At 39.2% G+C, this 26,934-nt stretch carries 24 protein-coding genes; 17 read left to right on the plus strand and 7 right to left on the minus strand.

Features of this window, described 5'->3' with window-relative positions; genetic code table 11:
- Positions 1-91 precede the first annotated feature (91 nt).
- Complete coding sequence (locus tag H3Z82_RS17255) at positions 92-319, minus strand: CDGSH iron-sulfur domain-containing protein (RefSeq protein ID WP_182206753.1); 228 nt, start codon at positions 317-319, stop codon at positions 92-94.
- A 270-nt stretch (positions 320-589) separates the two neighbouring features.
- On the opposite strand from H3Z82_RS17255, the gene H3Z82_RS17260 reads away from it, so the two are divergent.
- The 4 genes from H3Z82_RS17260 (at position 590) to H3Z82_RS17275 (ending at position 4,942) form a co-directional block, all read left to right on the plus strand.
- Complete coding sequence (locus H3Z82_RS17260; RefSeq protein WP_182206754.1) at positions 590-1,609, plus strand: LLM class flavin-dependent oxidoreductase; 1,020 nt, start codon at positions 590-592, stop codon at positions 1,607-1,609.
- Between the two features lie 11 nt (positions 1,610-1,620).
- Positions 1,621-2,115 (plus strand): CIA30 family protein, encoded by a 495-nt coding sequence (locus H3Z82_RS17265; RefSeq protein ID WP_182206755.1) that lies wholly within the window; start codon positions 1,621-1,623, stop codon positions 2,113-2,115.
- Positions 2,116-2,282: 167 nt separating this feature from the next.
- Positions 2,283-3,626, plus strand: a complete 1,344-nt coding sequence (locus H3Z82_RS17270) for a DEAD/DEAH box helicase (protein WP_182206756.1) — start codon at positions 2,283-2,285, stop codon at positions 3,624-3,626.
- Positions 3,627-3,628: 2 nt separating this feature from the next.
- On the plus strand, positions 3,629-4,942 hold the full coding sequence (locus tag H3Z82_RS17275; protein WP_182206757.1) for a DEAD/DEAH box helicase: 1,314 nt from the start codon (positions 3,629-3,631) through the stop codon (positions 4,940-4,942).
- A gap of 235 nt (positions 4,943-5,177) precedes the next feature.
- Here the strand turns inward: H3Z82_RS17275 and H3Z82_RS17280 are convergent, their stop codons facing one another.
- Positions 5,178-5,918, minus strand: a complete 741-nt coding sequence (locus H3Z82_RS17280; protein WP_182206758.1) for an acyl-CoA desaturase — start codon at positions 5,916-5,918, stop codon at positions 5,178-5,180.
- A gap of 65 nt (positions 5,919-5,983) precedes the next feature.
- Complete coding sequence (locus tag H3Z82_RS17285) at positions 5,984-6,553, minus strand: Crp/Fnr family transcriptional regulator (protein ID WP_182206759.1); 570 nt, start codon at positions 6,551-6,553, stop codon at positions 5,984-5,986.
- Between the two features lie 470 nt (positions 6,554-7,023).
- On the opposite strand from H3Z82_RS17285, the gene H3Z82_RS17290 reads away from it, so the two are divergent.
- Positions 7,024-7,191 (plus strand): hypothetical protein, encoded by a 168-nt coding sequence (locus H3Z82_RS17290; RefSeq protein ID WP_182206760.1) that lies wholly within the window; start codon positions 7,024-7,026, stop codon positions 7,189-7,191.
- Positions 7,192-7,378: 187 nt separating this feature from the next.
- On the opposite strand, the gene H3Z82_RS17295 is transcribed toward H3Z82_RS17290, so the two are convergent.
- The 4 genes from H3Z82_RS17295 to H3Z82_RS17310 all read right to left on the minus strand — a co-directional run bounded on the left by H3Z82_RS17295 (position 7,379) and on the right by H3Z82_RS17310 (position 11,468).
- Positions 7,379-8,185: a type 1 glutamine amidotransferase domain-containing protein gene (locus H3Z82_RS17295; RefSeq protein WP_182206761.1), complete on the minus strand. Its 807-nt coding sequence runs from the start codon at positions 8,183-8,185 to the stop codon at positions 7,379-7,381.
- A 44-nt stretch (positions 8,186-8,229) separates the two neighbouring features.
- A complete protein-coding gene (locus H3Z82_RS17300) occupies positions 8,230-9,390 on the minus strand; it encodes an iron-containing alcohol dehydrogenase (RefSeq protein WP_182206762.1) in 1,161 nt (386 codons plus the stop codon).
- A gap of 21 nt (positions 9,391-9,411) precedes the next feature.
- Positions 9,412-10,410: an NADP-dependent oxidoreductase gene (locus H3Z82_RS17305; RefSeq protein WP_182206763.1), complete on the minus strand. Its 999-nt coding sequence runs from the start codon at positions 10,408-10,410 to the stop codon at positions 9,412-9,414.
- Between the two features lie 479 nt (positions 10,411-10,889).
- The gene (locus H3Z82_RS17310) at positions 10,890-11,468 is read right to left on the minus strand and encodes a TetR/AcrR family transcriptional regulator (protein ID WP_182206764.1); all 579 of its coding nucleotides are present in this window, start codon (positions 11,466-11,468) and stop codon (positions 10,890-10,892) included.
- A gap of 967 nt (positions 11,469-12,435) precedes the next feature.
- Here H3Z82_RS17310 and H3Z82_RS17315 point away from each other — a divergent pair.
- The 12 genes from H3Z82_RS17315 (at position 12,436) to ltrA (ending at position 26,847) form a co-directional block, all read left to right on the plus strand.
- Positions 12,436-13,944, plus strand: coding sequence for a sodium/pantothenate symporter (locus H3Z82_RS17315; protein WP_182206765.1), 1,509 nt, complete (start codon positions 12,436-12,438; stop codon positions 13,942-13,944).
- Positions 13,919-15,424 carry a class I adenylate-forming enzyme family protein gene (locus H3Z82_RS17320; protein WP_182206766.1) on the plus strand — a complete coding sequence of 502 codons (1,506 nt, stop codon included), beginning with the start codon at positions 13,919-13,921 and terminating at the stop codon, positions 15,422-15,424. Before H3Z82_RS17315 ends, H3Z82_RS17320 begins: the two co-directional genes overlap by 26 nt.
- Positions 15,421-16,365 (plus strand): alpha/beta fold hydrolase, encoded by a 945-nt coding sequence (locus H3Z82_RS17325; protein ID WP_182206767.1) that lies wholly within the window; start codon positions 15,421-15,423, stop codon positions 16,363-16,365. Before H3Z82_RS17320 ends, H3Z82_RS17325 begins: the two co-directional genes overlap by 4 nt.
- Positions 16,366-16,531: 166 nt before the next feature.
- Positions 16,532-17,947, plus strand: coding sequence for a hypothetical protein (locus tag H3Z82_RS17330; RefSeq protein WP_182206768.1), 1,416 nt, complete (start codon positions 16,532-16,534; stop codon positions 17,945-17,947).
- A gap of 158 nt (positions 17,948-18,105) precedes the next feature.
- Entirely contained in the window at positions 18,106-20,574 is a 2,469-nt protein-coding gene (locus tag H3Z82_RS17335) for a TonB-dependent receptor (RefSeq protein ID WP_182206769.1), read from the plus strand.
- Positions 20,575-20,603: 29 nt separating this feature from the next.
- Entirely contained in the window at positions 20,604-21,386 is a 783-nt protein-coding gene (locus H3Z82_RS17340; RefSeq protein WP_182206770.1) for an alpha/beta fold hydrolase, read from the plus strand.
- Positions 21,355-22,149 (plus strand): 3-hydroxybutyrate dehydrogenase, encoded by a 795-nt coding sequence (locus tag H3Z82_RS17345; RefSeq protein ID WP_317172471.1) that lies wholly within the window; start codon positions 21,355-21,357, stop codon positions 22,147-22,149. Before H3Z82_RS17340 ends, H3Z82_RS17345 begins: the two co-directional genes overlap by 32 nt.
- Before the next feature lie 609 nt (positions 22,150-22,758).
- Positions 22,759-23,598 (plus strand): M28 family peptidase, encoded by an 840-nt coding sequence (locus tag H3Z82_RS17350; RefSeq protein ID WP_182206771.1) that lies wholly within the window; start codon positions 22,759-22,761, stop codon positions 23,596-23,598.
- 353 nt (positions 23,599-23,951) lie between these two features.
- On the plus strand, positions 23,952-24,188 hold the full coding sequence (locus H3Z82_RS17355; protein ID WP_182206772.1) for a PLD nuclease N-terminal domain-containing protein: 237 nt from the start codon (positions 23,952-23,954) through the stop codon (positions 24,186-24,188).
- Between the two features lie 310 nt (positions 24,189-24,498).
- Positions 24,499-24,891 (plus strand): hypothetical protein, encoded by a 393-nt coding sequence (locus H3Z82_RS17360; RefSeq protein WP_182206773.1) that lies wholly within the window; start codon positions 24,499-24,501, stop codon positions 24,889-24,891.
- 412 nt (positions 24,892-25,303) lie between these two features.
- Positions 25,304-25,444, plus strand: a complete 141-nt coding sequence (locus H3Z82_RS17365; protein WP_182202246.1) for a hypothetical protein — start codon at positions 25,304-25,306, stop codon at positions 25,442-25,444.
- A gap of 140 nt (positions 25,445-25,584) precedes the next feature.
- A complete protein-coding gene (gene ltrA, locus H3Z82_RS17370) occupies positions 25,585-26,847 on the plus strand; it encodes a group II intron reverse transcriptase/maturase (protein WP_182202247.1) in 1,263 nt (420 codons plus the stop codon).
- Positions 26,848-26,934 lie beyond the last annotated feature (87 nt).

Here is a 26,934-nt window from a genome sequence, read left to right on the forward strand (position 1 = left end):
TGATTCTTAATATTCCAAAGCCGTTTATTGGCGGTAATTGGAGTGAGATCTGAAGCTGTTAACTATGACTTAAGCTTTTTTTAAAATCTATCTACGATCCTGGTTTTGGAGGTAAAGCGAAGGCCACTGCGTCATGTTCAAAATGGTTGCGGTGTGACCCATCGCAAAAAGGCTTATTTGCTGATAAGCCGCATCTGCAAAGTGAAACGACATCACGACCACCAAGGTCATAGGCATTTCCATCTTTATCGACAATTTCAAAATCGCCTTTTATTCTCAGTGAACCGTTGTTATTGACTTTTAAAGTTGTTTTGCTCATAGGATGATTATTATTGATTATTTGTTTTTTAAATGTAAGCTTATCGAAAATTTATTAAAGACGCTATCAATGCAAACTCCGATAAATTCTGATAATAGGCTAAACTACACTAAGTTTTTGAATAACGAAATTTGAATTTGGACTCGAATTGTTAAAGTTATAGCTAAAGGATTAACATAGTGATAACAGCACAACTGAAATTAATGCTGTAATTTCGTCTTTATGACCGCTTTTGAGGTCAATTCTTACAAAATTATAATACCATATCACATGAAATCCAACCCGGTTGTATATTCCATTTTAGAACTTGCCTTAGTTTCAGAAGGGCATAGTCTCAAACAGACCTTTAACAATTCGCTCAAGTTAGCTCAAAAAGCTGAGGAATTTGGCTATACACGTTTTTGGTTGGCAGAACATCATAATGCCGTCAATATTGGTAGTAGTGCCACCTCGGTGCTTATTGGATATATTGCTGAAGGCACAAAATCCATGCGGGTAGGTTCTGGTGGAATTATGTTGCCCAACCACTCACCATTGATAGTTTCCGAACAATTTGGCACCTTAGGGTCATTGTATCCCAACCGTATCGATTTAGGATTAGGAAGAGCCCCAGGAACGGATAGAGAAACAGCTCAAGCCATTCGCTCCGATTTTATGCAAGCTGCACATTCGTTTCCAAGAGATGTAGAGGATATCCAACAGTATTTTTCCGTAGATAATGCCAGCTCTAAAATTAGAGCCACCGTCGCTGAAGGGGTAGAGGTTCCCATTTATATTTTAGGATCCAGTACCGATAGTGCCCATTTAGCGGCAAGTAAAGGTCTGCCTTATGCCTTTGCCAGCCACTTTGCCACTATTCATTTGGAAGCGGCGACAGCGATTTATCGAGAGAAATTCCAGCCTTCAGATACGTTAAAAGCACCTTATGTGATGGCAGGTGTCAATATTATCATCGCCGATACCGACGAAGAGGCTGAAAGTTATGCCACCTCATTAATCCGAATGTTTTTGGGCATTTTTACCGGTAACCGGGAATATATGCAGCCACCAACGGCCATGACCCAAGAGTTTAGGGAAATTATGGCACATCCTCAGGTGCACCAAATGTTGAAGTATTCCTTTGTTGGGAGTAAAGCCACGGTAAAAGCCCAAGTAAAGGACTTTTTAGAAAAAACCAAAGCGGATGAACTAATCGCAGTAACCAATATTTATGATGTCAACCATCGGATCCGATCCTATGAACTGTTTGCAGAAATTATGGACGAATTGAATGCGGAAACTGCGGTATAATTTTATTGACAATGACAAACGATTCTTTGATTTTTGATTTTCAAGCGCAACAAAACACAACTCAGTGGCTGGTGATCAATGATGGCGTTATGGGCGGACTTTCGAAAGGGAGCATAGCAATGAATGAAGCAGGTAACGGGCTTTTTTCAGGTTTTGTCACTACCGAGAATAACGGTGGCTTTTCTTCCGTCAAATATGCTGTTTCTAAAAGAGATGTATCACATTTTGATGCTGTAAAAATAAGAGTCAAAGGCGATGGTAAAATCTATCAATTTCGGATCAAATCAGACCAAACAAAGGAGTACTCCTATGTTAGCGAATTCAAAACTTCGGGCGATTTTGAAACAATAACGCTTCCATTTGCCGACTTTTACGCAAGTTTTAGGGGCAATAAACTTGGGATTCCAAATTATAACGGAAAACGGATAGAAGAAGTAAGGTTCCTAATCGCTAATAAAAAGGATGAGGATTTCGCTTTGGAAATTGAACGGATATGGTTGGGATGATGGTTTGCATTTTAATGAATTGGACGTCTTTTGCGGCTCTCAATCTGGATAACCGGTAATTTTTAGAGACTGATTTTCCGGTCATCTTTACTTTCCATTGCGCATAAATCAATCAAATGGTGTTATTCCCTGCCTAACTGTGGTTATCTTTGCGCAAAATATAATTTATGACGCCACAGTTTTCAGAATTAGGAATCAATGAGTCCCTCCAAAAAAGTTTAACCGATTTGCAGATGTCTGTCCCTACAGATATCCAAGTCAAGACCATTCCTGTCATCCTCAATCAAAAAGATGATGTAGTAGTAATGGCTAAGACCGGCACCGGAAAAACGGCGGCCTTTGGTTTACCCTTGCTGCAATTAGTTGATGTTTCAAATGTTCATGTCCAGACGCTAATTTTAGCACCAACGAGAGAATTGGGACAACAGATTCATAATAACTTAGTCGCTTTTGCCTCAGATAGCCCCGAAGTTTTCATTGCCTCGTTATGTGGCGGTATCCCCATAAAACCTCAAATAGAACGCTTGAAATCACCAACACATATTGTGGTGGCTACGCCAGGGCGTCTGGTCGATTTAATGACTCGTGGCGCCATCGATATCAAAAATATTCAGTATTTAGTTTTGGACGAGGCGGATGAAATGGTCAGTGCCCTAAAAGATGAAGTGGATGTGATTATTAAAGCCATTCCAAAATCAAGACGCACCTTACTTTTTACGGCAACCATGCCAGGAACCATTAAACAATTGGTCCAGAATTATATGTCAAAACATGTGATTCAAATTGAAGCTGATATGTCAACATTAGGGCACCAGGGCATTGATCACCAATATGTCGTGGTAGAGCCAATTGAAAAATTGGAGGTGTTGCTTCATTTTCTAAGCTCCAAGGAAGGCGAGCGTGGTATTATATTTTGTAAAACCAAAGCAGCGGTCAATAAGTTGGCCAAAAACTTGGCTATCAATAAATTTTCGTCCGGTGCACTTCATGGCAGTTTGACCCAAGGCATTCGCGACCGAATTATGGAGCAGTTCCGGGAAGGCTATATTGATATCTTAGTGGCAACCGATTTGGCAGCGCGTGGCATTGACGTCAAGGAAATAGCTTATGTGGTCAATTATCATTTGCCAGACACCTATGAGGCCTATGTCCATAGAAGTGGGCGTACGGCAAGGGCAGGAGCAAAGGGGTTATCACTGACCATACTACAACAAGAAGAAGTTGAGGATATTGCCGATTTTGAAGATGAACTGGGAATTGTTTTTAAGGAATTCAGAAAAGCGGATGCTCAGAGTATAGAAGAAAATAACGCCCTCTTATGGGCCAGAAAAATATTTAAGACCAAACCCAATCGGGAGGTTTCGGAAGATTTTAAATCCAAGATCAAGACCATCTTTCACCACTTGACAAAGGATGAATTGGTGGATAAAATTCTCGCTAACTACTTGGCCCAAACCCGTACGGAATCCTCTAAACAGGAAGATTCCAAGAAACGTAAAAAGAATAAATAAACATGGCAAAACGCATCAAGGACCAACAGGATATTTTAGATAAGTTAAATATTCAAAGCTTGCATCGCATGCAAAAGGAAGCCATCGCAGTGATTGGGGAAGCCACGAATACCATTTTACTATCCCCAACAGGAACAGGTAAGACCTTAGCTTTTTTATTACCGCTATTGGAGATTTTAGATCCCACCAATACCGAAATGCAGGCGCTCATCATCGTGCCATCCCGTGAACTGGCTATTCAAATTGAACAAGTGGCCCGAGATATGGGGTCTGGATTTAAAGTGAATGCTGTTTATGGTGGCCGACCAATGTCAAAGGACAAAATTGAGATCAAGCATACCCCAGCAATATTGATCGGAACGCCCGGTCGCATCTTGGACCACTTTGAGGCGAATCGGTTTTCAAAAGCAAGTATTAGAACGCTTATTTTGGACGAGTTTGACAAATCGTTGGAAGACGGCTTTGAAGACGAAATGAAACGGATTATTGGTCAATTGCCTAGTATTAACAAACGCATTCTTACTTCTGCAACAAGGTTGGAAAAGATTCCAGGATTTGTCCGCTTGGACAAGCCGGTCACCGTTGATTATTTGAGCGAAAAACGAAAATCGACCTTAGTCATCAAAACCGTCGTCTCTCAAAAGCCGAACAAGCTCCCTTCGTTGTTGGAATTGCTGCATCATATTGGCAACCATCAAGGTATTATCTTCTGTAATTTTAGAGAGAGTATTGATCAAGTGAGTCACTTTTTAAAACGCAACAATATTAGCCACTCAACCTTTTCAGGAGGCATGGAGCAGCAGGACCGAGAGCGCTCACTCATTACGTTTAGGAACGGAACGAGTCAAATTCTTCTGGCAACCGATTTGGCTGCACGAGGTATCGATATTCCGGAGCTCGGCTTTATCATCCATTACGAGCTGCCTAAACATCAGGAAGAGTTTATCCATAGAAACGGAAGAACAGCTCGTGTCAACGCTAAAGGCACAGCTTATGTATTAAAAGGCAGCGACGAACAGTTGCCTGAATTCATCAAGGAGTCGAAACCCTACAAAACATCTACCAAAGCCCCAAAAGCAGCTCCATTATGGGAAACCTTATTTATTTCTGGCGGACGGAAGGACAAGATTTCTAAAGGCGATATTGTCGGTCTTTTCATGAAACAAGGTGGTCTCACTCAAGAGCAATTGGGTACTATCGAACTTAAACAGGATTGCGCCTTTGTTGCCGTCCCGATTAAGGAAGCCAAGCGCATTGTCAAAACCTTGGACAACACACGCTTAAAAAAGAAAAAAGTACGGATTAGGGTGCTTTAGATGTAGCAAAAAATTAAGAGGGTTTTAGACATGGATTGCACTGATTACACTGAAGGTGTTAGCATTATTTACATTTTCGCGCTAGACCTATTCTGTATCACAAATTCTACGGTTTTTTAGTTCATTTAATTCGTGAAATGAATGGGTAGCAATGACGCAACTATCCGTGAAATTCCCTGATCCCGATTGCTGTCGGGACCTGTCTAAACAAAACAGTTCTACTTAAAACGCTCCTCTATTTTTTAACGGGAACCACTTTCAACTGAATGACCCCCAAAGCATTCAAAACGCGTATAATCTGATAAGTCATGTCAACTTCATACCATTTCACACCAAAGTTTGCGCGACTTGCAAATTTATGATGGTTATTATGATAGCCTTCGCCCATCATTAAAAAGTCAAAACGAAAGAGGTTCTTACTTGTATTTTTCATTTGGTAATTGACATAGCCATAAATATGGCCAAACCAGTTAATGATAACGCCGTGGATAGGAGCCATCATAAAGGTGATAGGTAACAACAACCATTGCCACCAAGCGGTTGCAAAATAAACAAAGACCAACACATAAAGTGCCATCCATAGGATGCGTGAAAAACGCGAGCTTGCAAATTTATCGAATGCCTCCCATTGCGGTACGTTCTTAGTAAAGCGCTGATCAACTTCTACCCGTTGTTTGTTGATATCTTGGTAGATGTTTTTAGTTTTCCACATCATCGCAAACATATTAGGGTCATGTGATGGCGAGTGTGGATCTTGTTCAGTATCCGTATAGGCATGGTGCATACGGTGCATCACGCCATACCCATAAGCACTTAAATAACTTGAGCCTTGAAAAATCCAGGTAAGCACAAAGGTAATTCGCTCCATGGTTTTAGACATGGTAAACACCTGATGTGCCGCGTAACGATGTAAAAAGAAGGATTGAAAAAATAGGCCCCCATACCAGAGGACAATAACAAATAGGACTATAATCATAGTTTTTTTTACAAAGATAATGGGATAACTACTGACAAACAATGAACCTAAGTCAAGTAATGCCTCTACAATCGCCTTCTAATTCTGCTCAAAGCCTGTGCGGTTACCCCAATATAAGAGCTGATATACTTGAGTGGGATAATTTTTATGAGTTCAGGACGTTCTTTAAAGAGCTTTAAATAACGTTCCTCCGCAGACAGATTCAATAAGTGCTGCTCGCGTTTGGACTTGATTAAGAACAGACGTTCGGCCGCCAATCTTCCAATAAGATTTCCAATTTCAGTAGTTTTATAAACAGCTTGCAAATCGTCATAAGTAATGCTTAACAATGTGGTTTCTGTCAACGCCTCCAGTTCGTATGCTGATGGTTGTTGGGTTAAGAACGAATCGTAAGCGCTGATAAACTGGTCCTTAAAACTAAATCCAAAGGTGATTTCCTTTTCTGAGTTTTCCTTGGGAATATATAAGCGCACCACACCAGATTCAATAAATGAAATGTGATTTTCAATTTCGTTCAGTTTGAGAAAAACCGATTTTTTAGGAATGACCCGACGCTGTAATTTTGAAGTGAAAAAATCCCAGTCCGATTGAGAGATGGTAGCTATTTGATCTAAATACGCTTTTATTTGTTGCATGCAAATCTTGTGACCCTAATAAATGAGGTGGCAAAGATATTGCTCTTTTGGTTTAAAATCAAATCTATTACACAGAGATACACGGAGGTTTCACGGAGGTACACGGAGAATTATGGAACATTGAACAAAACATCCGTTCAAACGAAGGAACTTATTCTATCTGGAACTTAAAATTAGAAAGAACAACCTAATTGGTATTTGGTTATTTATTTTTTTTGAATTTTATCATTTGCGTGAAATATGACACAGAGATACACGGAGGTTTCACGGAGGTACACGGAGAATTATGGAACCTGAATAGAACATCCGTTCAAACGAAGGAAACTTATTCTATTTAGAACTTAAAATTAGAAAGAACAATCTAATTGGTATTTGGTTATTCTTTTGTAATTTTATCATTTGCGTGAAATATGACACAGAGATACACGGAGGCTTCACGGAGGTACACGGAGAATTATGGAATCAAACTCATGAATAGAAATCAAATCATCGGCATTGCCATTTTCAGTGTTGGCATGGCAATTTACTTTATCAGTGAAAACCAAATCATCGGAACGATTTCAGGCATTATATGCGCTATTGGCTTGGCCTATATGTTGAAAATAATGCCGTTTTCAAAACGAAATGTTAACAAATAATTCGAAATGATTCCCATACATGGACGTTCTTACTCTTCAGACAAGCGATTAAATCAGCTCTGAAAGAGACGATTATAATTTTGAACAATTAAGTCAATACATTTAACCATCAATAATTGCAAAAGGTTTCAAACAAAAAAAGGCCGTCCTTATCAGACAACCTTTTCTAATCATAAAATATTGAGGGTTATTTCAAACTTCCCAACAATTTCTCCGCAACCAACTCAGAAGATGCTGGATTTTGACCTGTGATTAAGTTCCCGTCTTGTAAGACATAGGGTGCCCAATCCTCTTTTTTGGAATATACAGCCCCATTCTTTTTCAACATGTCTTCCACTAAAAATGGAACGACCTCTGTTAATTGCACTGCTGCTTCTTCGGTATTTGTAAATCCTGTAACGTTCTTGCCTTTTACCAGAGGATTGCCCTGGGCATCCTTAACATCTTTTAATGCAGCAGGAGCGTGACATACAAAAGCAATCGGTTTGTTCTGACTGTTGAACATTTCGATTAAAGCAATAGAAACACTATCGTTAGCTAAATCCCACAACGGCCCGTGTCCGCCAGGATAAAATACAGCGTCAAAATCGTCGGGATTCATATCCGATAATATTTTCGTGTTGGCTATTTTCTCCTTGGCTTCTGCATCAATATCAAATCGCTTGGTCGCATCGGTAGCAGCATCGGGTGTGTCACTGCTCGGATCTATGGGTGCAGCACCTCCTTTTGGGGTGGCAACGGTTATCTGCGCCCCTTTATCCAATAATGTGTAATAGGGGCTTGCAAATTCTTCAACCCAAAATCCTGTTTTCTTTCCTGTATCTCCCAATTTATCGTGAGATGTCAATACAAATAATATCTTCATTTCTTTTTCGTTTTTAATGTCAGTTTTTTCTTCTGAAACGCTTTCAGTGGAATTTAGATGTTTCACATTTTTACAACTTGATACGATCATCATAGTGAGCATAAATGCAATTGCTTTTAATGGTTTCATTCCCACCAGTGGGTTTTAATACCCCGAGGTTCTTGATTTTATAATCAATACGCCATCTTCACAACCTCTTCAACCATATCTGGGGTTAAAGATTTATGCTCGCCCAAGCCTAACCATTCGCGCTCTGTAAAACGTTTTGAAATGGTTTCAGCTGTTCCTTCATAAGCTTTGGTGTAATCCGATAATTTGGTATCGATGCCCAAGTCGTGAAAAAATGCCACTGTTTTATCTATGGCCGCACGGGCTTTATCATCGGTACTGCCTTCGGTAATATGCCATACACGTTCGGCATATTGCGCCAATTTATCTTTTTTCGCTTCGAAATTGAATTTGTAGTGGCTAGGAGCAATTACCGCTAAGGTCCGGGCATGATCAATATCAAACATAGCCGTTAATTCGTGCCCGATGGCATGTACGGCCCAGTCGCCAGGAACTCCCTTTTGAATGAGTCCATTTAGAGCCATCGTACAGCTCCACATAAAATCAGAAGCGGCTTTGTAATCTGTAGGGTCTTTTATCACCTGTGGTGCCACCTCAATTAGAGTCTGCAGAATACTTTCTGCAAAGCGGTCCTGTAATTTAGCATCTATGGGATAGGTCATATATTGCTCTAAAACGTGGGTAAAAGCGTCGGTTAGACCATTGGCCAATTGACGTTCTGGAATGGAAGTAATAACCTGTGGATCCAATATGGAGAACACTGGAAATAATCCAGGTCCGCCCATAGACAATTTTTCTTTGGTTTCCTTTCTCGTAATCACCGCACCAGAGTTCATTTCAGAACCTGTTGCTGGTAAGGTCAAGACGGTGCCAAAAGGCATGCCTTTTTCAGTTTTGATGTTCTTGGCTAAAATATCCCAAGGCGTATCACCTTCAAAAAGCGCGGCCGCCGATAGAAACTTGGTGCCGTCAATAACGGAACCTCCACCAACAGCTAATAAATAGGTGATGTTTTGTTCTTTGATCACTTCTAAGGCCTGCATTAAAACGGCGTACTCCGGATTGGCAGGAATGCCACCAAATTCGATGATCTCCATATTAACCAAAGCGGATTTCACTTGATCGTAAATCCCGTTTTTCTTAATACTGCCACCGCCATAAAGCATGAGGACTTTAGCGTCTTTAGGAATTTCATTTGATAATTTCTCTATACTACCCTTGCCAAAAATAATTTTAGTCGGGTTTTTAAATTCAAAGTTATTCATGTGTTTGTTTTAGTTGCTGATTTATATTTTAACGACCATTTTCCCGGTGTTTTTGCCTTCGAATAAATCCATAAAGGCTTGTGGGATATTTTCAAAACCTTCTACTACAGTTTCGGAGTAAGCCAGTTTTCCTGCAGCCAACCATTCTGCCAACTGCTGCATGGCTTCTGGAAATTTTTCTTCAAAATCTGAAACAATAAAGCCTTGCATTAAAGCACTGTTTTTAACTAAAAATGGTTGTACGCTGATGCTTTTAGGGAGTTCTGTATTGTTGTATACCGAAATGGCTCCACAATTGATAATCCGCGCAAATTGATTGATATTAAATAATACCGCATCCGAGATTGACCCGCCTACATTATCAAAATAAATATCTATTCCGTTTGGTGCTGCTTTGGCAATGTCTGCTTTAATATCTTCAGTGGTGTTATAATTGATCCCAGAATCAAAGCCAAATTTGCTTTTTAGCAGTTCAACCTTTTCGTCGGTACCAGCAATGCCAATCACTTTAAGGCCAAGGTTCTTGGCAATTTGCCCTACAACACTTCCAACCGCACCGGCAGCTCCTGAAACAATGAGCGTTTCGCCTGCCTTAGGTTTCCCAATCTGGGTGAGTCCTAAATAGGCTGTCAATCCCGTCATGCCCAAAACACCTAAATAGGCACTTAAAGGCGCTTTCTCACCATCTACCTTCATAAGTCCTTTTCCAGAGGATATTTGCTGGGTTTTCCAATCCAACATGCCCATAACAAATTCCCCTTCCTTAAAGTTGTCGTTTTTGGAAGCGGTCACTTTGGCAACCACACCAGAATATATAGGTTTGTTGAGTTCAAAAGGCGCAGCGTACGATTTGGCATCGCTCATGCGACCTCTTAAATACGGATCGACAGAAACGTAGACGGTATCTAAAAGTATTTCGCCTTCTTTTGGTGTTAATGTGGTGTCTTCTTTTACAAATTCAAAATCTGAATGCGTAGGACTTCCTTTTGGTCGGTTTTTTAATAAAATAGTCTGTATCATTTTTGTATGTTTTATATGTGTTATCATTGGTGTCCAATAAAGAATCAAGATTGCTTGCTTCGACTGCGCTGCACAGGACGCTGCTAGTCCATATGGCTATGGGGTGATTGTAACTAATTGATAAACAATCTGCTTATAAAATAAAACTATTCTCTCTTGCGCTATAAAGTCATTTTCAATAAAGCAAGGTGGTTATTTAAAATCTTCTTGAATCATTTATATTTACATGCCCCATCAACTTGTTGCAATTTTTAATCGGACACTACTTATTTTTTATTGTTTATTTTTATTGTCATTGTAACTTTAATTAACTACGTCTAATTAGTTATTATAAAGCACATTGTAATTCATATTTTACAGTCTTGATTTAAATTTCAATTCCTCTTGAATCTTGATTATAGGTTCATAATTCTACTTTATTAAAACCCAGGCGATCTCAAGTCTTTCGTCTTTATTCCAAAAACAAAGTGTTCTTAAAACTATTTTCTAATACTACTCCAAGCCGCTTCATAAGCTTGTTCAATTTGTTTTTTATCCAATTTAAATGTCCCACGTTTCTGTGCCATCATTAAAAACGACAGCGGATTGATGGCATAAGCATATAAAAGATAATCGGATATCGGTTTAATGATGCCTTCCTCTTTTCCGCGTTTCCAGAGATCGAGTAGGGGTTGTAAATGTTTAATCCCTTCTTGTAAGCTGGGCTCGTCAATTATGGGGGTATTGTCACACTGCGACAAAAACATGGCACTTTCAGAAGCGTTGAGTTTGAAATCGGCAATGCGTTTCCAGATGTGTTCGAAACCTTCTTCAACGGACATACTTTCTTCATAATCCTTAAAAGCATAGGCTGTGTATTGTGCTTTGACGTCGATATAGGTCTTATTGACTAAATCCTGTTTATTTTCGAAATACAGGTAGATGGTCGCTGGGGAAACATTGGCCATTTTAGCAATTTTGCTCATAGGCGTCGCATGGAATCCTGAATTATTGACCAAAGTGATGGTTGCGTCAATAAGCGCATTACGTTTGTCTATACTTTTTTGAAGTTTGGCCATTACTATTTAATTTGAGTACAAAGATACAAATAAAAGTGAACGTTCATTCTTTTTTAACAGAGCTTTGGGAGTTATAGAGTGGAGGTGTAGGAAAACGCAGTATTTAGGAAGAGCGAAGCTATGTTATCGGGAGAGATTTAAAAATACAGGGAGATTTGACGGATTGTCACTGATTCCTTTTAAATCTGATGTGGTTGAAAAATGGGATTCTATCCATTTCATGAATTTATTCGGTTTATAAGACACTGATTACACGTATTATCACAGATTCTCTTTAAACTTGATGTGGCTGAAAATGTGGTTCTATCCATTTGAAGAATTTAAACGGTTTATAAGACACTGATTACACGGATTGTCACTGATTTCTTTTAAATCTGATGTGGTTGAAATTGGATTCTATCTATTTCACGGATTTAAAAGTTTCATATGACGCTTCCTGATAGCAATCGGGATCACGGATTGTCACTGATTCCTTTTATATCTGATGTGGCTGAAAATGGGATTCTATCCATTTCATGAATTTAAACGGTTTATAAGACACTGATTACACGGATTGTCACTGATTCCTTTTAAATCTGATGTGGCTGAAAATGGGGTTCTATCCATTTCATGAATTTAAACGGTTTATAAGACACTGATTACACAGATTGTCACTGATTCCTTTAAAATTGATGCCGCTGATAATGCGTTTCTATCTATTTCACGGATTTAAAAGTTTTATAAGACACTGATTGCACAGATTGTCACAGATTACTTTTAAACGTGTCTAAATTGAGAAAGCGACAAATGATATTAAGACAAGACTGTAAAAATATAATAGTATAGTCATAGTTCAGTGTTTTTAATCTATGTTTGACCTTAGAGATAAATATTGATTATTTTATAGATAGTCACACCCTTAGTATTGTGAAATAACAGGAGTATAATAACATAAAGTTTGTTATTTGTTTTCAAACATCTCAAATCAATGATTGCATCAGATACTTTAGTGACTTATATGTGGATTCTTTTGGCCGTTTATGCCGCCGTCATTTTATTTTTCGTGGTGAGAGGCGCCCGTAAAAATAAAGACATTAAAGATTATGCAGTTGGAAATATTGGCTTTCCATCATGGGTGGTCGGCTTATCCTTAGCAGCATCTATGACCAGCGCTGCCACATTTATCATAAATCCGGGATTCATTGCACTTTATGGTATTTCTGGCGTTATTTCCTTTGCCTTGGTATTGCCTTTAGCCGCATTTATTTCGTTGATCGTGTTTACAAAAGGTTTTGCGCGACAAGGGAAGGCAGTCAAAGCCACCACCATGGCACAATGGATAGGGAAGCGTTACGAAAGTAAAAATTACGCCATCTTCTTTGCCTTTGTTGCCCTTTTATTGATGACGTTTATTGTCTTGATCAATGTGGGACTCACACAGGTCATCTCCAAATCGCTTAATGCCGATCCGTTTTATGTTTTAATGGGCATCACAGCTTTTGTTTTTGGCTATATGATGTTTGGTGGTGCCAATTCCATGGTTTACACCAACACCATCCAGGCTATTATCATGTGTATCGTTGCCTTGATCTTGATTGGTTCTGGTGCGGAATATTTCACCGATGGGATTAGCGGTTTTATAGCAAATCTGAACGCCATAGATCCCAATTTGACCCAACCCACCAATCCGTCAAGTTTTATTTTTCGCGATTATTTTGAAATTATTGTCACACAAATTGTAATTGGTGTGGCTATCGTCTGTCAGCCGCACATCATCACTAAATCATTATTGTTAAAAGATTCAAGTAAGATCAATACCTATTTGTTTAGCGGGATTGCGTTTATGATCATCTTTTTTCTGGTCGTAGTCGTCGGTTTGTACGCACGTATCAGTTTTCCAGATCTTATGGTAAATGGCACAGCCTTAAAAATGGATGAGATCATTCCTACCTATGTGGTAACTAAATTCTCGGTGGGTGTAGGTCTGGTGATTGTTGTTGGATTGATATCTGCGGGATTATCCACCTTGGAAAGCTTGATACAATCCTTGTCCATTACAATTACTTCCGACATTATCAACCCTTTATTTAAAGACAAATACACTGCAAAAACAATATCCATTAACAAAGTGGTCATTATTGGTTTGGCCATTGCGAGCTTTTTATTGAGTTGGAACCAAATTAAAAATCCGGACATCAGCGTGGCTATTTTTGCCCAAAATGGTGTGTATGCGTATTTTGCCGCCGCATTTGTACCGGTGCTCTTTGGAACATTCTTAAAGAATGTGTCCACCCGTTCCGTTTTTATTGCCAGCATCACGGCCATCGTTGTGCATTTTGGTATATATTACGGACGGATTACGCCTTATATGCAGGAACCGGTCAACAATCCCGGGGTTTCAGCAGCCTTTGGTATTGTTAGCTCACTCATTATCGGGTATGTATTTTATAAAATAGACGAAAAGAAACAACGTGGACACATTAGATTGGACAGCTAAATGGGCGGACTATACGCCTGATAAAATTGCGATTACTTCGTATGACACCAATGAGAGTTATACGTACAGTGATTTGCATACCTATGCCAATCGATTGACCGATAAATTTCTTGAACTTCAACTGGAAGAGGGCGACAGAATTGCAGTCCTGGCCGAGCACAGCTTGGAATATATTGTTCTTTTTGTAGCCTGTCAACGAATGGGCATCATATTAGTTCCTTTAAACTACCGTTTGTCTTTAAATGAAATTGGTAAACTCATTTCAGATTGTACGCCACGCTTGCTAGTTTACAATGGCAACCATCGGGGTAAGGTTGGGCAACTATCGCTTCAAAACCTTAAAACCATCGCTTTTGATACACTAAAACACGATTATCGAACAGCCAATAGTCTGTCAGATAAAACCTTTCAAATCAAGGCGGACAATCCGCTGTTTATCTTTTATACTTCCGGAACTACGGGGGCTCCAAAGGGTGTGATTTATACCAATAAAATGCTGTTTTGGAACAGTTTGAATACCTCCATGCAACTCGGGATCACATTTCGAGATTCTACCATCAACATCTTGCCACCTTACCACACTTCGGGATGGAATATTTTTGTAACGCCACTGTTGCACAAGGGTGCGCATATTGGGATGTTGGAGAAGTTTGATGCAGAAAAAACCTTATGCTTATTGGAATTGAACAAAACCACCTTATTTATGGCATTACCCACCATGCTGTTGATGATGCAGAAAACCCCAATTTTCAAAAAGGTTAACCTGAAAAGGTTGCGTTATATCATTTCTGGCGGGGAGAAAGTGCCTTCAGAACTCGTGACCTATTGGAAGAAAGAAAAGAACATCTATATCCGACCAGGTTATGGTTCCACCGAAGCAGGGCCAAGCATCACCTCTTTACACCATAAAATGGCGCAGCTAAAACCCAACTCCATTGGAAAGCCCAATTTTTATTTGGACATCAAAATCGTCGATAAAAAAGGTGCGAAGGTCAAACCAAACGAAGTAGGAGAGTTGTGCATTAAAGGCGATATCGTCACTCCGGGCTATTGGAACAACTCGGTGAAGACCAACAATAAAATTAAGAAAGGTTGGCTGTTTACGGGCGATTTTGCCTACGCCGATGACGAAGGCTTTTTGTATATGAAAGGACGAAAAAACGACATGTATATTTCGGGTGGTGAAAATATCTATCCGCAGGAAGTTGAAGCCCAACTGGAAGACTTTGAAGACATCACCAAAGCGGTCGTACTTAGTGCTAAAGACGACAAATGGGGCCAATGCGGCATAGCCTTTGTAACAACAAACAACAAGGATCTTTCTGTGGCACAAATTCGCGAGTATTTAAAAGCGAACTTAGTGGCGTTTAAACATCCAAAATATATTTTTGTGTTGGACCATATACCAACCACAAGCTTAGGAAAAGTATGCAGAAAACAACTTTACACCTATTTTAACACCATCAATTCTGAAACATGAAACATTTTAGCATCGTATTAATTGTCACCTTGATCAGCCTGTCTGTTTTTTCACAAACTACCTCAAAGCCCATGAAAGCATTACTTTCAGAATATGAATTTCAAACCCATACCACGACTTTAGACGATTTGGAAATCAGCTATATAAAAGAAGGCGATGCCCCTAAAACCTTACTTTTTGTGCATGGATTGAGTAGTAATGCCGATGCATGGTCCAAGAATATTGCCGTTTTGAAAGCTGATTACACCTGTATTGCCTTGGATTTGCCAGGCTATGGGAAATCGTCCATCCCGGATGCGGATTATACACCCTCATATTTTGCAGAAATATTACTTCAATTTACAGAGAAATTGGAACTGGATAACATCATTTTGATCGGACATTCCATGGGTGGACAGGCGAGTGTGAAATTCGCCAATGCCCATCCAGAAATTATCGATAAACTTATTTTGGTAGCCCCAGCCGGTCTGGAGCAATTTTCGGAGGCCAATGCCGCTATGATGAAAAGCTTTATGACACCGGCGTCGGTTCAAAGCACTACAGATGACCAAATTGAGAACAATTATGCACTTAATTTTTACCAGCAGCCAGAAGAGGTGTCCAAAATGATTTCGGACAGAAAAAATATTAAGGAAGCCTCTAATTTTGAAGCCCATTGTAAGGCAATTGTCAAAAGCGTTTATGGCATGCTCAACGATCCAGTTCATGGAGAGTTGACCTCCATTGCACAACCCACCTTGGTGATATTCGGAGATAAAGACATGCTGATTCCCAATCGGTATTTTAATCCAACCTTGACCACAGAAGTTGTTGGACAAATTGCTTTAGAGCACATCCAGCAAGCCACTTTAAAAATGATTCCCGAGGCCGGACATTTTGTACAATTTGAAAAGCCTGCAGAAGTCAATGCTTTGATTCAACACTTCGTAGAGCAGAAATAAGTAGCTCTTAAACTTATAACCTTAGAGACAAATACCCATGAAGTAAGTTTCTATTAGCAGCCATATTATAGCTGCGGAGACTGGTGTAAATCAATACTTCTGTTTTCTAGCAAGATGTGTCTCATACTTTTTATATGCCATAGCCAATTTCTCTATATTTGAGTCCATGAAAACAAAGCTTAAAAAGTTTACAGCGTTTAGTAAAACCATTCTCCCGAATGAAGCCAAATATCTTGAAACCCAATATCAATTTGTAGAGGAAGAAAAGCTTCAGATCATTCAATTGGTTATCAGTAATGCGCTTTCACAAAACAAACGCAAGGATTTTGACACGTCCATTGACAAGAGAAAGTACTCTTATATCAAGGATTGGATTGAACGGAAGTTACAAAGTATTGATGTGGATGCCAATATTGGTTGGATCATGTCCATCAACAAAAAGATCCTTACCGATGCTATTGCTTCCGACGAGGAAAAGGCGTTCCTAAATTATATTGCTTCCTATAAAAATATCGATTTCACCTTTCAAAACCTCTATGATCTGGCCAAAGAGTATAAATCCTACCTCTTGGTAAGAATGCGTTATAAAGATCATCAAATCGTATCCGATTTTATAAGAGACTTCAAGGGTTCTTATCTTAAAGCACAAGACACCAAAGAGAAGCTCTATGACGCCACTACGGAAATTACGGATCAATATACGCTCAATAACAAAGAGACCAAGCACTTGGAAAAATGGCTCATGAAAGTGTTTAAGGACCATTCCATCAGCGGAAAAAATAGATATCAGGCCTTTGTATTGTTGGCTTTTATGTATACCAATTATAATGAAAATGATAAGTTAAAAGTACTTTTTGACCAAATTGACGTCTATTTTAGTGAAGGACAGATGTATTCCAGGCGCTTATTGTCCAATTATTACGCCAGCAGAGTATTGCTGCATTCTAAGCAGGATGAATTTAAGGAAGCCGAATTTTACGGTTACCTCTCCATTCGTCAAAATAACAACGACACCTTGATGTATCTTAATAATCTGGTGGCCATTTTATTGCGCAATAACAAACCGGAAAAAGCTTTTGCTTTAATGGAAACGCATATTGATCTGTACAAAGAAACCCATAATCACCATCAGAAAATTGGGTATTGTTCCTATCAAATTAGGGTCTTGTCTGAACTTCATAAGCACAGCCTTGCCGAGGCCACTGCCAAAACCTTTTTAAGAAAACATAAAAATGAAGTCTTAAAGCACCGTTGGCACCATTTTTTTACCTCTTATATCAGCACGTTAATTACCCAAGAAAACTACGAAGAGGTCTTGAAACTTGCCAGCAAATTTAATCTCATAGAAAAAGAAAAGGAACGTCAGAAACAAAACAATTACGTGCCTAATATTTCTTGGAGCATTTCATTGTCACGGTATATGGAAGGGCAAATTAATTCGACCCGATTATTGGAAGAAATCAAAGCCCCATTATTGGACATTCAGCCGACTACAAATCAAAAGCAGTTGATGGTGAAGGTCATTGATCAACTTTCCACCAACTTACCTGAAGCTTTTTTGAAACTGAAGTCACACATCTAAAATACAATACCTATAGCCACATTAACAACGGGTTAGTGTCTTGTTGTTGTATGATTTATGTGAATAGTCACACTTAAAAGCTTTGGTTTTAGACACTGCTGTTGGTCAATTTCATAATAGATTGCCATATAAACGAACTCAATCAATATTCTCAAATTATGAAAAAACTATTCCTATTACTCACCCTTATTGGCTCATTTGTGGTCAACGCCCAAGAAACAGGAGCTATCAGCGGAATCATTACAGATGTTAACGGCGTTCCTCTATCGGGAGCCACGGTGTCTATTAAAATTTTGAATAAAGGTGCCATGACCGATTATGACGGCCGCTATACTATTGACAACATTGCTACTGGTGTTTATGACGTTACCGTGTCTTATATAGGTTATGAGACGCAGACAAAAAATGTTATAGTTGCTTCAGATCAGACCACAGGCTTGAGCACTTCTTTAAAAGGTTCAGATACGGTGTTGGACGAAGTCATCTTGACGGCAAATAAAAAACCACAGAAAATTACCGATGTGCCTGCAACGGTAAATGTGATTTCAGCGAGTGAAATTGGAGAATTCCCAAGCTTTAACATAGGAGAATTGGCGGCAAGACAAAAAGGCGTTGATTTTGTAAGAGGCGGTGTTTTAGGTACTGGAATCAATATCAGGGGATTTAACTCCTCGTTCAACTCGAAAAACCTTCAGGTCACAGATGATCGTTTATCATCGTTGATTGCCACAGGCTTGCCTTTTGGTTCTTTTACAACCATTTCTAAAGATGATATTGAACGTGTTGAAATTCTTTTGGGACCAAACGGTACACTTTACGGACCTAATGCGCACAACGGATTGGTGAGCACAATTACAAAAAACCCAAGAACCTCTGAAGGAACCACATTTGCCATTGGTGCAGGTAATCAGAATGTATTTACCGGAAGAGTCAGACATGCACAGATTATTGACGATAAATTTGCTTATAAGGTGCATTTTGAAAGAGCTCAAGGTACTGAATTTGATTATACCGATAGCGTTTACGTTGGAACAAAGGGCTATAAGGAATTGGATTTAGATCGTGATTTCACTTCTCAGAAATATGGTGCTTCATTAAACTACAAGCCTACTCCAGGTTCAGAGCTAACCGCTTATTACGGTCATAGCAATAGTAGTAATATTGGTGTTACCAGTGCCGGTCGTAACCAAATAAAGGACTGGAGGATTACAGAAGCACAATTGAAATTTGTGTCTAAAAACTTTTTCGCCAATACGTATTATACATGGAGTAAAACCGACGACACTTACGCAATGAACCAACGTACACAAAACTACGTGTCGTTTATAGAGAATGGCTTTTCTGAAGAAGAAGCTCGCGAGCGCTCTTTCAATGAACAATGGTTTCAATTGGGAGAAGGGCAAGGTAATGGCATTCCGCTTCAGCGTGGAGCGCTATTTGTGGACGATTCAAGACGTTTTAACGCCGAAGCACAGTACAACAACAATTGGAATGGTTTCTATTTAACTGCTGGTGCACAATACCAAAAAGACATGGCAGATTCTCATGGCACCTATCTTTTGGACGCTGGTGGCATCGATTTGGCGCAAACTGGTATCTATTCTCAATTTGAATATAAATTGGAAGATTCTGGATGGGGTTTCCTGTTTGGAGCACGTTTGGATAACCACGACTTGTACGGTTCTAACTTTATCCCGAAAGCAGCAATCACCAAAAAAATCAATAACGGAACCTTCAGAATTACATATGGAAAGGGAATGGCCGTTCCATCAATTTTGAATCTTAAAGGCAATCTATTTGGTGGATTGGTATTGGGTAATGGTGAAGGATTTACATTGCAAGACGGGACTAAAATACCTAAGTTGGATGTAGAAAACATCAACTCTTATGAAGTAGGCTATAAAGGAAGATTGTCTGACAAATTATTTATAGATACCAACGCCTACTACAACGTATCCGACAACTTTATCAGTCCGTTGGTCAACGTTGCCGCAAGCAGTCCGGTAACGCATGTGGGAGACACGCCAATAGGAGAGGTGGTTCCTGGTTCAAACGGTGCCGTTATCTTGACCTATTTAAACTTTGGCCATGTGGATACCTACGGTTTTGATGTTGGTTTCAACTATTACTTTAGCGACAGCTTTAGAGGTGTTTTCAACTACTCTTATTTTGGCCGTACGCTTGACCTGGATGATCCTGCCAATGATGGCAATTTAGATGGTGTTGTTTTAGAAAGTGAATTGCCTATCAATACACCAAACCATAAATTTAGTTTAGGATTCCACTACAACAAAGGCAAATTCTATGGCGCTATCTACGGCAGATTTGTAGAGAAATATGATTTCTTTTCTGGGATCAATGTCGCAGCAGAAACCCAAGATATGGATGGTGATGGTGTGAATGAAATTGTTGAAAATGCAAGAGTAGGTAGAACTTGGAACTACGGCCAATTAGGCGGTTTCACAGTCGATGCCAATGCAGGTTACAATATTACAGACGACCTGTCTTTAGGTGTGAACATTACCAACCTATTCAACGCTGAAATTAGAGAGTTTGTAGCATCGCCGGCAATCAGTACTTTGGTTTCTTTTGAATTAAAATACAACATTAATTTCTTTAAAAAATAAAGAGTTCAAACCAATTAAGTTTCTATACCATGTCAAAAATACATGCTAATGCTATTGAACTTGATTATGAAGACCACGGTACCGGAAAGGTATTGCTATTGCTTCATGGTTTGGGATCAACAAAAAAAGATTGGGACGCACAAGTCCCTTTTTTTTCTAAGACACATCGTGTACTAACGGTAGATTTAAGAGGTCATGGCAATTCGTCAAAGCCTAAAGACGCTTATGGCGTTGAATTGATGACCGAAGATATCAAAGCCTTTTTGGACCAATTAGATATAACTAAAGCGACGTTTGTCGGGTTTTCAATGGGTGGAGCAGTGGCGTTTCAAATGGCGGCCAGTTATCCTGACTATGTGGAGAAATTGGTCATCGTCAACAGTGGCCCTGACTTTAATGATATGGGATCCATCGGCGAAGAGCTTTTAAAAAGTAGAACTGAGTTTTTAGAAACCAAAGGCCTGGACCCATTGGCGAAGGAGATTTCATTTAATATGTTTCCCGAACCACATCAATTGGATTTGAGAACAGCTTTTGAAACACGCTGTAAAAATAACGATTATAATGCTTATTACAAATCCTTTGTAACCTTGATGGATTGGGGATTGGGCGATCAATTGGAAGCCATTCCAACCCGAACGCTCGTGATAGGCTCCGATATGGATTACACCCCAGAGGCTTTTAAGCAAGCATATGTTTCGCGAATGCAGAATGCCAGTTTGAAAATTATAGAAAACTCCAGACATGGCGTGGTCATCGACCAGCCAGAGGCTTTTAATCGTGAACTTAAAAAATTCTTGGACCATGAATAAAACCGTACTGATTACAGGAAGCACCAGCGGCATAGGTTTGGCTATTGCCACACGATTTGCCAAGGAAGGTTATGACATTATGTTTCATGGCCTGGAATCCAATGGTGCTGCCATTGCTAATGAGATAGGAGCGAAGCACAAGGTTAAAGTGGCTTTCTCCAAAGCTAACTTGCTAAAGTCTGACGCCGTAGAAGGCCTGATTGCAGAAACGATCGCCACCTTTGGTTCCCTGCACGTCTTAGTCAATAATGCGGGTATTCAGTTTGTGTCGCCCATTGAGGATTTCCCTAATGAGAAATATGAAAACATCATCGCCATCAATATGAATGCGGTATTCTACGCTTCAAAAGCAGCGTGGAAACAGATGAAGCAACAACAGTTTGGACGGATCATCAATATTTCTTCCGTGCATGGCTTGAGGTCCTCCGAATTTAAGTCGGCGTATGTAACGGCGAAGCATGGCGTCATCGGGATGACCAAAGTTTTGGCCTTGGAAGGCGCACCGTACAATATTACCTGCAACGCGATTTGTCCCGGTTATGTCAAAACACCTTTGGTAGAAGGTCAGATTAAAGACCAAGCCAAGGCACATAAAATGACCGAGGAAGAAGTAGTGGAGAAGGTGATGTTGGTGAAGCAGGCCGTTAAAGAATTTGTTCCGGTGGAAGCCATTGCGGATATGGCGATTTTATTGGCGAAGGACACATCGACCACCATTACAGGCACGTCGTTTGCTTTGGATGGGGGATGGAGTGCGCAGTAGGTTTTTTAGACACGTCCCGATAGCAGTCGGGATCACGGATTTTTTACGCAGACAGTTTATCTTAAAAACCTAAATAAGATGCTATCTGTTTCAGAAATTGACTAACAAACTTCAAACACTATAAGAAAGCCCTTGAAGTGGCGGGTGAATAGGTCACTTTTATTTTTAAGTTTAATTTTTTTGATTAATAACCTCTCTGTCCAGATAGTTATCGGGATTGGGAGGTTTTTTAATTTATGATTCTTCCGTATGCCTGTTTGGCAGGTGGGTATTGTGACGGCACCAGTACCAATAACAAGTTTTAATTTGCAAACTTTCCTCACCGCAACTTGTGACAAGCACTTTTGATTTGGATGATGGTTTTGAATTTATGGACTGAATTAAATTCCCCCTCCTTTTTAAGAAGGCCGCCAAACACGTCGGGCAGGTGAGGTGAAATTTAAAAAACCCATAATCAAAAAAGACCTTCCTTTTTTTTAGTAAAGCGATTAAAAAACGGATGGATAATTTTTAGTAAATTAATTTTAACACTATATTATCCTTCTTTTTGAGATGGAGCAGATGCAGTTCAGCTTATGCTTATAAAATAGTAGTTTAAAGGAAAGAAAAATGAAAGCCAATAAAGAAAACTTATATAAGCACGTTGCTTTCTTGACCTCCATCTATCCTTATCGAAACTATAAAAACATAGAAAGCCTTCAAAAAACAGCCGCTTATATTGAGGCGAAAATTAAGGACATTGGTTTGCCGACCACGAGACAACAATGGGAAGCCAAAGGGAATGAATACACAAATATTATCACTTCTTATAAACCTCAAAAAACAAAACGCTTTATTATAGGCGCTCATTATGACGTCTATAAGAACATACCTGGAGCGGACGACAATGCCAGTAGTGTAGCCGGCTTGCTGGAAATCTTACGATTACTAACGGAAAGCACCATGGAGTTAGAATACGGAATTGATTTTGTGTTTTATTGTTTGGAAGAACCTCCGTTTTTTAAAACAAAAAAAATGGGAAGCTACATTCACGCCAACTCCCTTGCCAATTCCAACAAGGATTATATAGGGATGATTGCCCTTGAAATGATAGGATACTATCGTGAAGATAAGAAATCTTATGATGGCTCTATTTATAAAAACCAATTGATAGTTTCCGGAATTAAAAGCTATGATTCCTTTAATAGGAAAATCTCCCAGCTGCTGAAATCGAATGGCAGCATGGACTCTCGCTGGATTTCCTTTGCTGAAAACTACCCAAACAATGGGCCTTCAGATCATCGCAATTATTGGCCATTGGATATTCCTGCGGTTATGATTATTGGTACCGGAGGCCATGGAAATCCAAATTATCACAAAGCTACAGATACCATTGAAACGCTGGATTTTGAAATTATGACCCATGCAGTGAATAATATTATGTTTGCGTTGGTTAATTTTTTGGAATAAAAAGACCTAAGACTGGGCGACATAAGATTTAAGACAACTGCGAGATAAATGTTTAGCTTTCGGTTATTCTATCTGGATTCTCTTTTGTCTCCAATAAGCCATTCTTTTTAAAATATATCTAACAGCCTCACGCGACATTGGCAATGCCTAATCTAATTAAGAGAAATGCCATATTATACGTTAGAATTATTAGATTTACGATACTATTGAAGTTCAATTCTGATCTAAGCTATTTCATTAGCCATTAAAACTGCTTGTGTAATTCTTAGAGTTGGCTATAAATCCAATTGGGATTGCTGAAAACGAATTAGCTTTAATAGAAACAAAACTGAACAAAATTAAATAAGTGATTTATGAATTATTTTGGAGCAATTGGACCTTGGCAAATCATCATCCTATTGGGTGTTTTATTAATAGGAATAGTACCAGCAATTATTGCGTTGATTGATATTTTAAGGAGTGAATTTAAGAGTAATAATAAACTGATTTGGGTTTTAGTTGTGCTTTTTTGTAGTTTTTTTGGCGCCATTCTATATTTCTTGATTGGAAAAGACCAGAAAACTCAAATAACAAAAATCGAAAAACCTTGATGGAATTTCTCAAATCTGAATTGAGTTACAGGATATGATTTGTGAAACTTGATTGGAAACTCCCCCGCTGGCGCTAGCGTCCCGCTCGTGCTCACAAATACTATTGGCTACTATAACCCATAGAATAGAATAAATATACGTAGTTCTACTTATAGGAAAGTATAGGGAAAGGTGGTAGATTGGAGATCGCAAATTTATAACGATACAAGTATTTAATTAAAGCTCCTCCAATTGGCACATTGGGGGCAGATGTGAGCACTATTGGTGCTACTATATTTAAGTTGTGCACAATATGAGAAAAATCGTAACTATGAAAAAAATTCTGATTTTAATACTATGCTTTTTTCCTTTAACAATACTTGCGCAGGAATTAAAATGTTGCGAAACAATCAATGAAGCTGAAGCATATTTAAACGGAAATTGGAAAAAGAAAAATTCTGAACCGAATCAACAATATCGTTTTGAATTTAATAACGGAACTGGAAAATTCAAAGTTTTTAATATTAAAGAAAACGGAACACTGGAAAAATCTAAAACTGAACAACCTGATATAAAAATATTAAAAACTGACAACGGATTTGAAATTGAATACGATTACGGAGGACTAAAAACATATACGAGAATAAAATATCTCAATTCCAATAAACTAATAGTAATGAGAAAAGACGGAGCGGAAATGGAATATTATAAAATCTCCGAATAAATACTGTGAACAAACCGTGTATAATTCATTGCTATTTATAGCCTACTTACGAAAGTCCTCGCGGACTTTCTACCTGCCTGCCGGCAGGCAGGTCTGTGATTTATTTGCTAAATTTAGTGCTGAAACACGCAACGAAATCATAGTGTGCCAAGAATCAACCACGGCAATAAAAGGTTGAATGCTGTAAATAAGATGATGGTAGGTCCATCAGAGTCGTTGTATAGGCGATGGCTCTAAACCACCTAAAGGTGCTGCAATTAACAGTTGTGGTGCTGAGCGTTTAGGAGAATCTAGTCCAAAGAGATTAGCAGGTACGAATAAAGGAGTTGAACGAAAGTGAACCATCGAAGAGGTGTCGAGAAGTTGCTATCCCCAGTCAAAAGCTACGAAGTATGATACGGAGTGAAAAGTAATGTTAGCAATAACATTAATTACAGAGGAAACCTATTTATTTTCTGTAAGGCTGGCGTCATTCAGATGGCAAGAACTTTATTCAGGCTTATTTACGGAACTTGGGAAACTGCATACAAATGGCAAGGGAAATGCACAATAAGAACAACTTAGAGGCAGAATACCGAAGTTGTATGCAGAGACAGATTAACCCGTAGTAGTGATGAAGTTTCTGTAATGGAAATGGAGCAAAGGGGTTAAGTTGTACAGTTGCATTTTACAAATCAACTTACAAAAGTGAGGATGAATTTATGGAATGAAACAAAATCAATACCGATAAGCCGCCAAATGGTTTGGGAGGCCTATCAAAAAGTGCGTTCCAACAAAGGGAGTGCTGGAGTGGATGCGATAGATATGCAAGAATTTGATGCCGATCGCAGAAGACACCTTTACAAACTTTGGAATCGTATGGCATCAGGGAGTTATTTTCCACCACCTGTCAAAGAAGTAGAGATATCCAAGAAAGACGGTTCTATCCGTAAATTAGGCATACCTACCATTAGCGACAGAGTTGGCCAAATGGTGGTCAAAATGTTTGTTGAACCAAGATTAGAGGCAGTATTCAGTCCCAATTCTTTCGGCTATCGACCAAAGAGAAATGCCCATCAGGCATTATCAAAGGTAAGAGAAAACTGTTGGAAACAAAACTGGGTCATTGACTTGGACATCAAAGGTTTCTTCGATAATATTGACCATAACAAACTGATGCTTGCCGTAGAGAAACACGTGCCCGAAAACTGGGTAAAACTCTATATCAAACGATGGCTGGAAGCACCCGTTATTACAATATCTGGAAAACGAATCCAAAAGCAAGGAAAAGGAACGCCACAGGGCGGAGTGATCAGCCCTTTACTGGCAAACCTCTTTCTACATTATGCTTTTGACAAATGGTTGGAACGGACAGATAAAAATGTAGTCTTCACACGTTATGCCGATGACGTGATACTACACTGTAATACAAAAGCCCACGCAGAAAAAGTACTTAATCTAGTGCATCAAAGAATGGCTTCGGTAGGATTGGAATTACATCCACAAAAGACAAAAATTGTCTATTGCCGAGACTACAGAAGAAAAGAAAAATACCCAACAATCAAATTTGATTTCCTGGGATATTCTTTTCAGCCCAGGACTGCCTTCTCTAAGAAAAAGAGGAAGCTGTTTTTAGGGTATGATTGTGCCATAAGTATTGGTTCAAGAAAACGAATCGCTGACAAGCTAGAAGAGCTCGGCGTAAACAAACTTACTTTTAAAAGCATCGTAGGAGTAGCCCAATATCTTAATCCAATAATCAGGGGATGGGTGCGGTACTATGGTAAATTTAAGATGTATGAACTTACAAAAGTCTTTCGGTTACTCAGTAAAAGATTGGTTTGGTGGGCAAGGAAAAGGTATAAGCGATATAAAACCAGTATTTCGAAAGGGTACCAATGGTTAGCAGAGGTTAGGAAACAATATCCAACACTGTTTTATCATTGGAACTTCAATCAAATAAATTGTATTGCTTAGATTTGTACAACAAGAGCCGTGTGAGGGGAGACTTTCAAGCACGGTTCTGTGAGAGGCTTAGGGTGAAACTCCCTTTGCCTACTCGAT

Origin of the sequence: Gelidibacter maritimus (assembly GCF_014062315.1) — a bacterium.
Classification (GTDB): Bacteria; Bacteroidota; Bacteroidia; order Flavobacteriales; family Flavobacteriaceae; genus Gelidibacter; species Gelidibacter maritimus.

Coding starts and splice junctions, on each gene's coding strand:
- H3Z82_RS17305 (WP_182206763.1), bottom strand. CDS start 10,410: ATGATACAGACTATTTTATTAAAAAACCGACCAAAAGGAAGTCCTACG.
- H3Z82_RS17295 (WP_182206761.1), bottom strand. CDS start 8,185: ATGAAACCATTAAAAGCAATTGCATTTATGCTCACTATGATGATCGTA.
- H3Z82_RS17265 (WP_182206755.1), top strand. CDS start 1,621: ATGACAAACGATTCTTTGATTTTTGATTTTCAAGCGCAACAAAACACA.
- H3Z82_RS17270 (WP_182206756.1), top strand. CDS start 2,283: ATGACGCCACAGTTTTCAGAATTAGGAATCAATGAGTCCCTCCAAAAA.
- H3Z82_RS17310 (WP_182206764.1), bottom strand. CDS start 11,468: ATGGCCAAACTTCAAAAAAGTATAGACAAACGTAATGCGCTTATTGAC.
- H3Z82_RS17315 (WP_182206765.1), top strand. CDS start 12,436: ATGATTGCATCAGATACTTTAGTGACTTATATGTGGATTCTTTTGGCC.
- H3Z82_RS17355 (WP_182206772.1), top strand. CDS start 23,952: ATGAATTATTTTGGAGCAATTGGACCTTGGCAAATCATCATCCTATTG.
- H3Z82_RS17365 (WP_182202246.1), top strand. CDS start 25,304: ATGTTAGCAATAACATTAATTACAGAGGAAACCTATTTATTTTCTGTA.
- H3Z82_RS17340 (WP_182206770.1), top strand. CDS start 20,604: ATGTCAAAAATACATGCTAATGCTATTGAACTTGATTATGAAGACCAC.
- H3Z82_RS17255 (WP_182206753.1), bottom strand. CDS start 319: ATGAGCAAAACAACTTTAAAAGTCAATAACAACGGTTCACTGAGAATA.
- H3Z82_RS17280 (WP_182206758.1), bottom strand. CDS start 5,918: ATGATTATAGTCCTATTTGTTATTGTCCTCTGGTATGGGGGCCTATTT.
- H3Z82_RS17300 (WP_182206762.1), bottom strand. CDS start 9,390: ATGAATAACTTTGAATTTAAAAACCCGACTAAAATTATTTTTGGCAAG.
- H3Z82_RS17275 (WP_182206757.1), top strand. CDS start 3,629: ATGGCAAAACGCATCAAGGACCAACAGGATATTTTAGATAAGTTAAAT.
- H3Z82_RS17350 (WP_182206771.1), top strand. CDS start 22,759: ATGAAAGCCAATAAAGAAAACTTATATAAGCACGTTGCTTTCTTGACC.
- H3Z82_RS17360 (WP_182206773.1), top strand. CDS start 24,499: ATGAAAAAAATTCTGATTTTAATACTATGCTTTTTTCCTTTAACAATA.
- H3Z82_RS17290 (WP_182206760.1), top strand. CDS start 7,024: ATGAATAGAAATCAAATCATCGGCATTGCCATTTTCAGTGTTGGCATG.
- ltrA (WP_182202247.1), top strand. CDS start 25,585: ATGAATTTATGGAATGAAACAAAATCAATACCGATAAGCCGCCAAATG.
- H3Z82_RS17260 (WP_182206754.1), top strand. CDS start 590: ATGAAATCCAACCCGGTTGTATATTCCATTTTAGAACTTGCCTTAGTT.
- H3Z82_RS17335 (WP_182206769.1), top strand. CDS start 18,106: ATGAAAAAACTATTCCTATTACTCACCCTTATTGGCTCATTTGTGGTC.
- H3Z82_RS17285 (WP_182206759.1), bottom strand. CDS start 6,553: ATGCAACAAATAAAAGCGTATTTAGATCAAATAGCTACCATCTCTCAA.
- H3Z82_RS17330 (WP_182206768.1), top strand. CDS start 16,532: ATGAAAACAAAGCTTAAAAAGTTTACAGCGTTTAGTAAAACCATTCTC.
- H3Z82_RS17325 (WP_182206767.1), top strand. CDS start 15,421: ATGAAACATTTTAGCATCGTATTAATTGTCACCTTGATCAGCCTGTCT.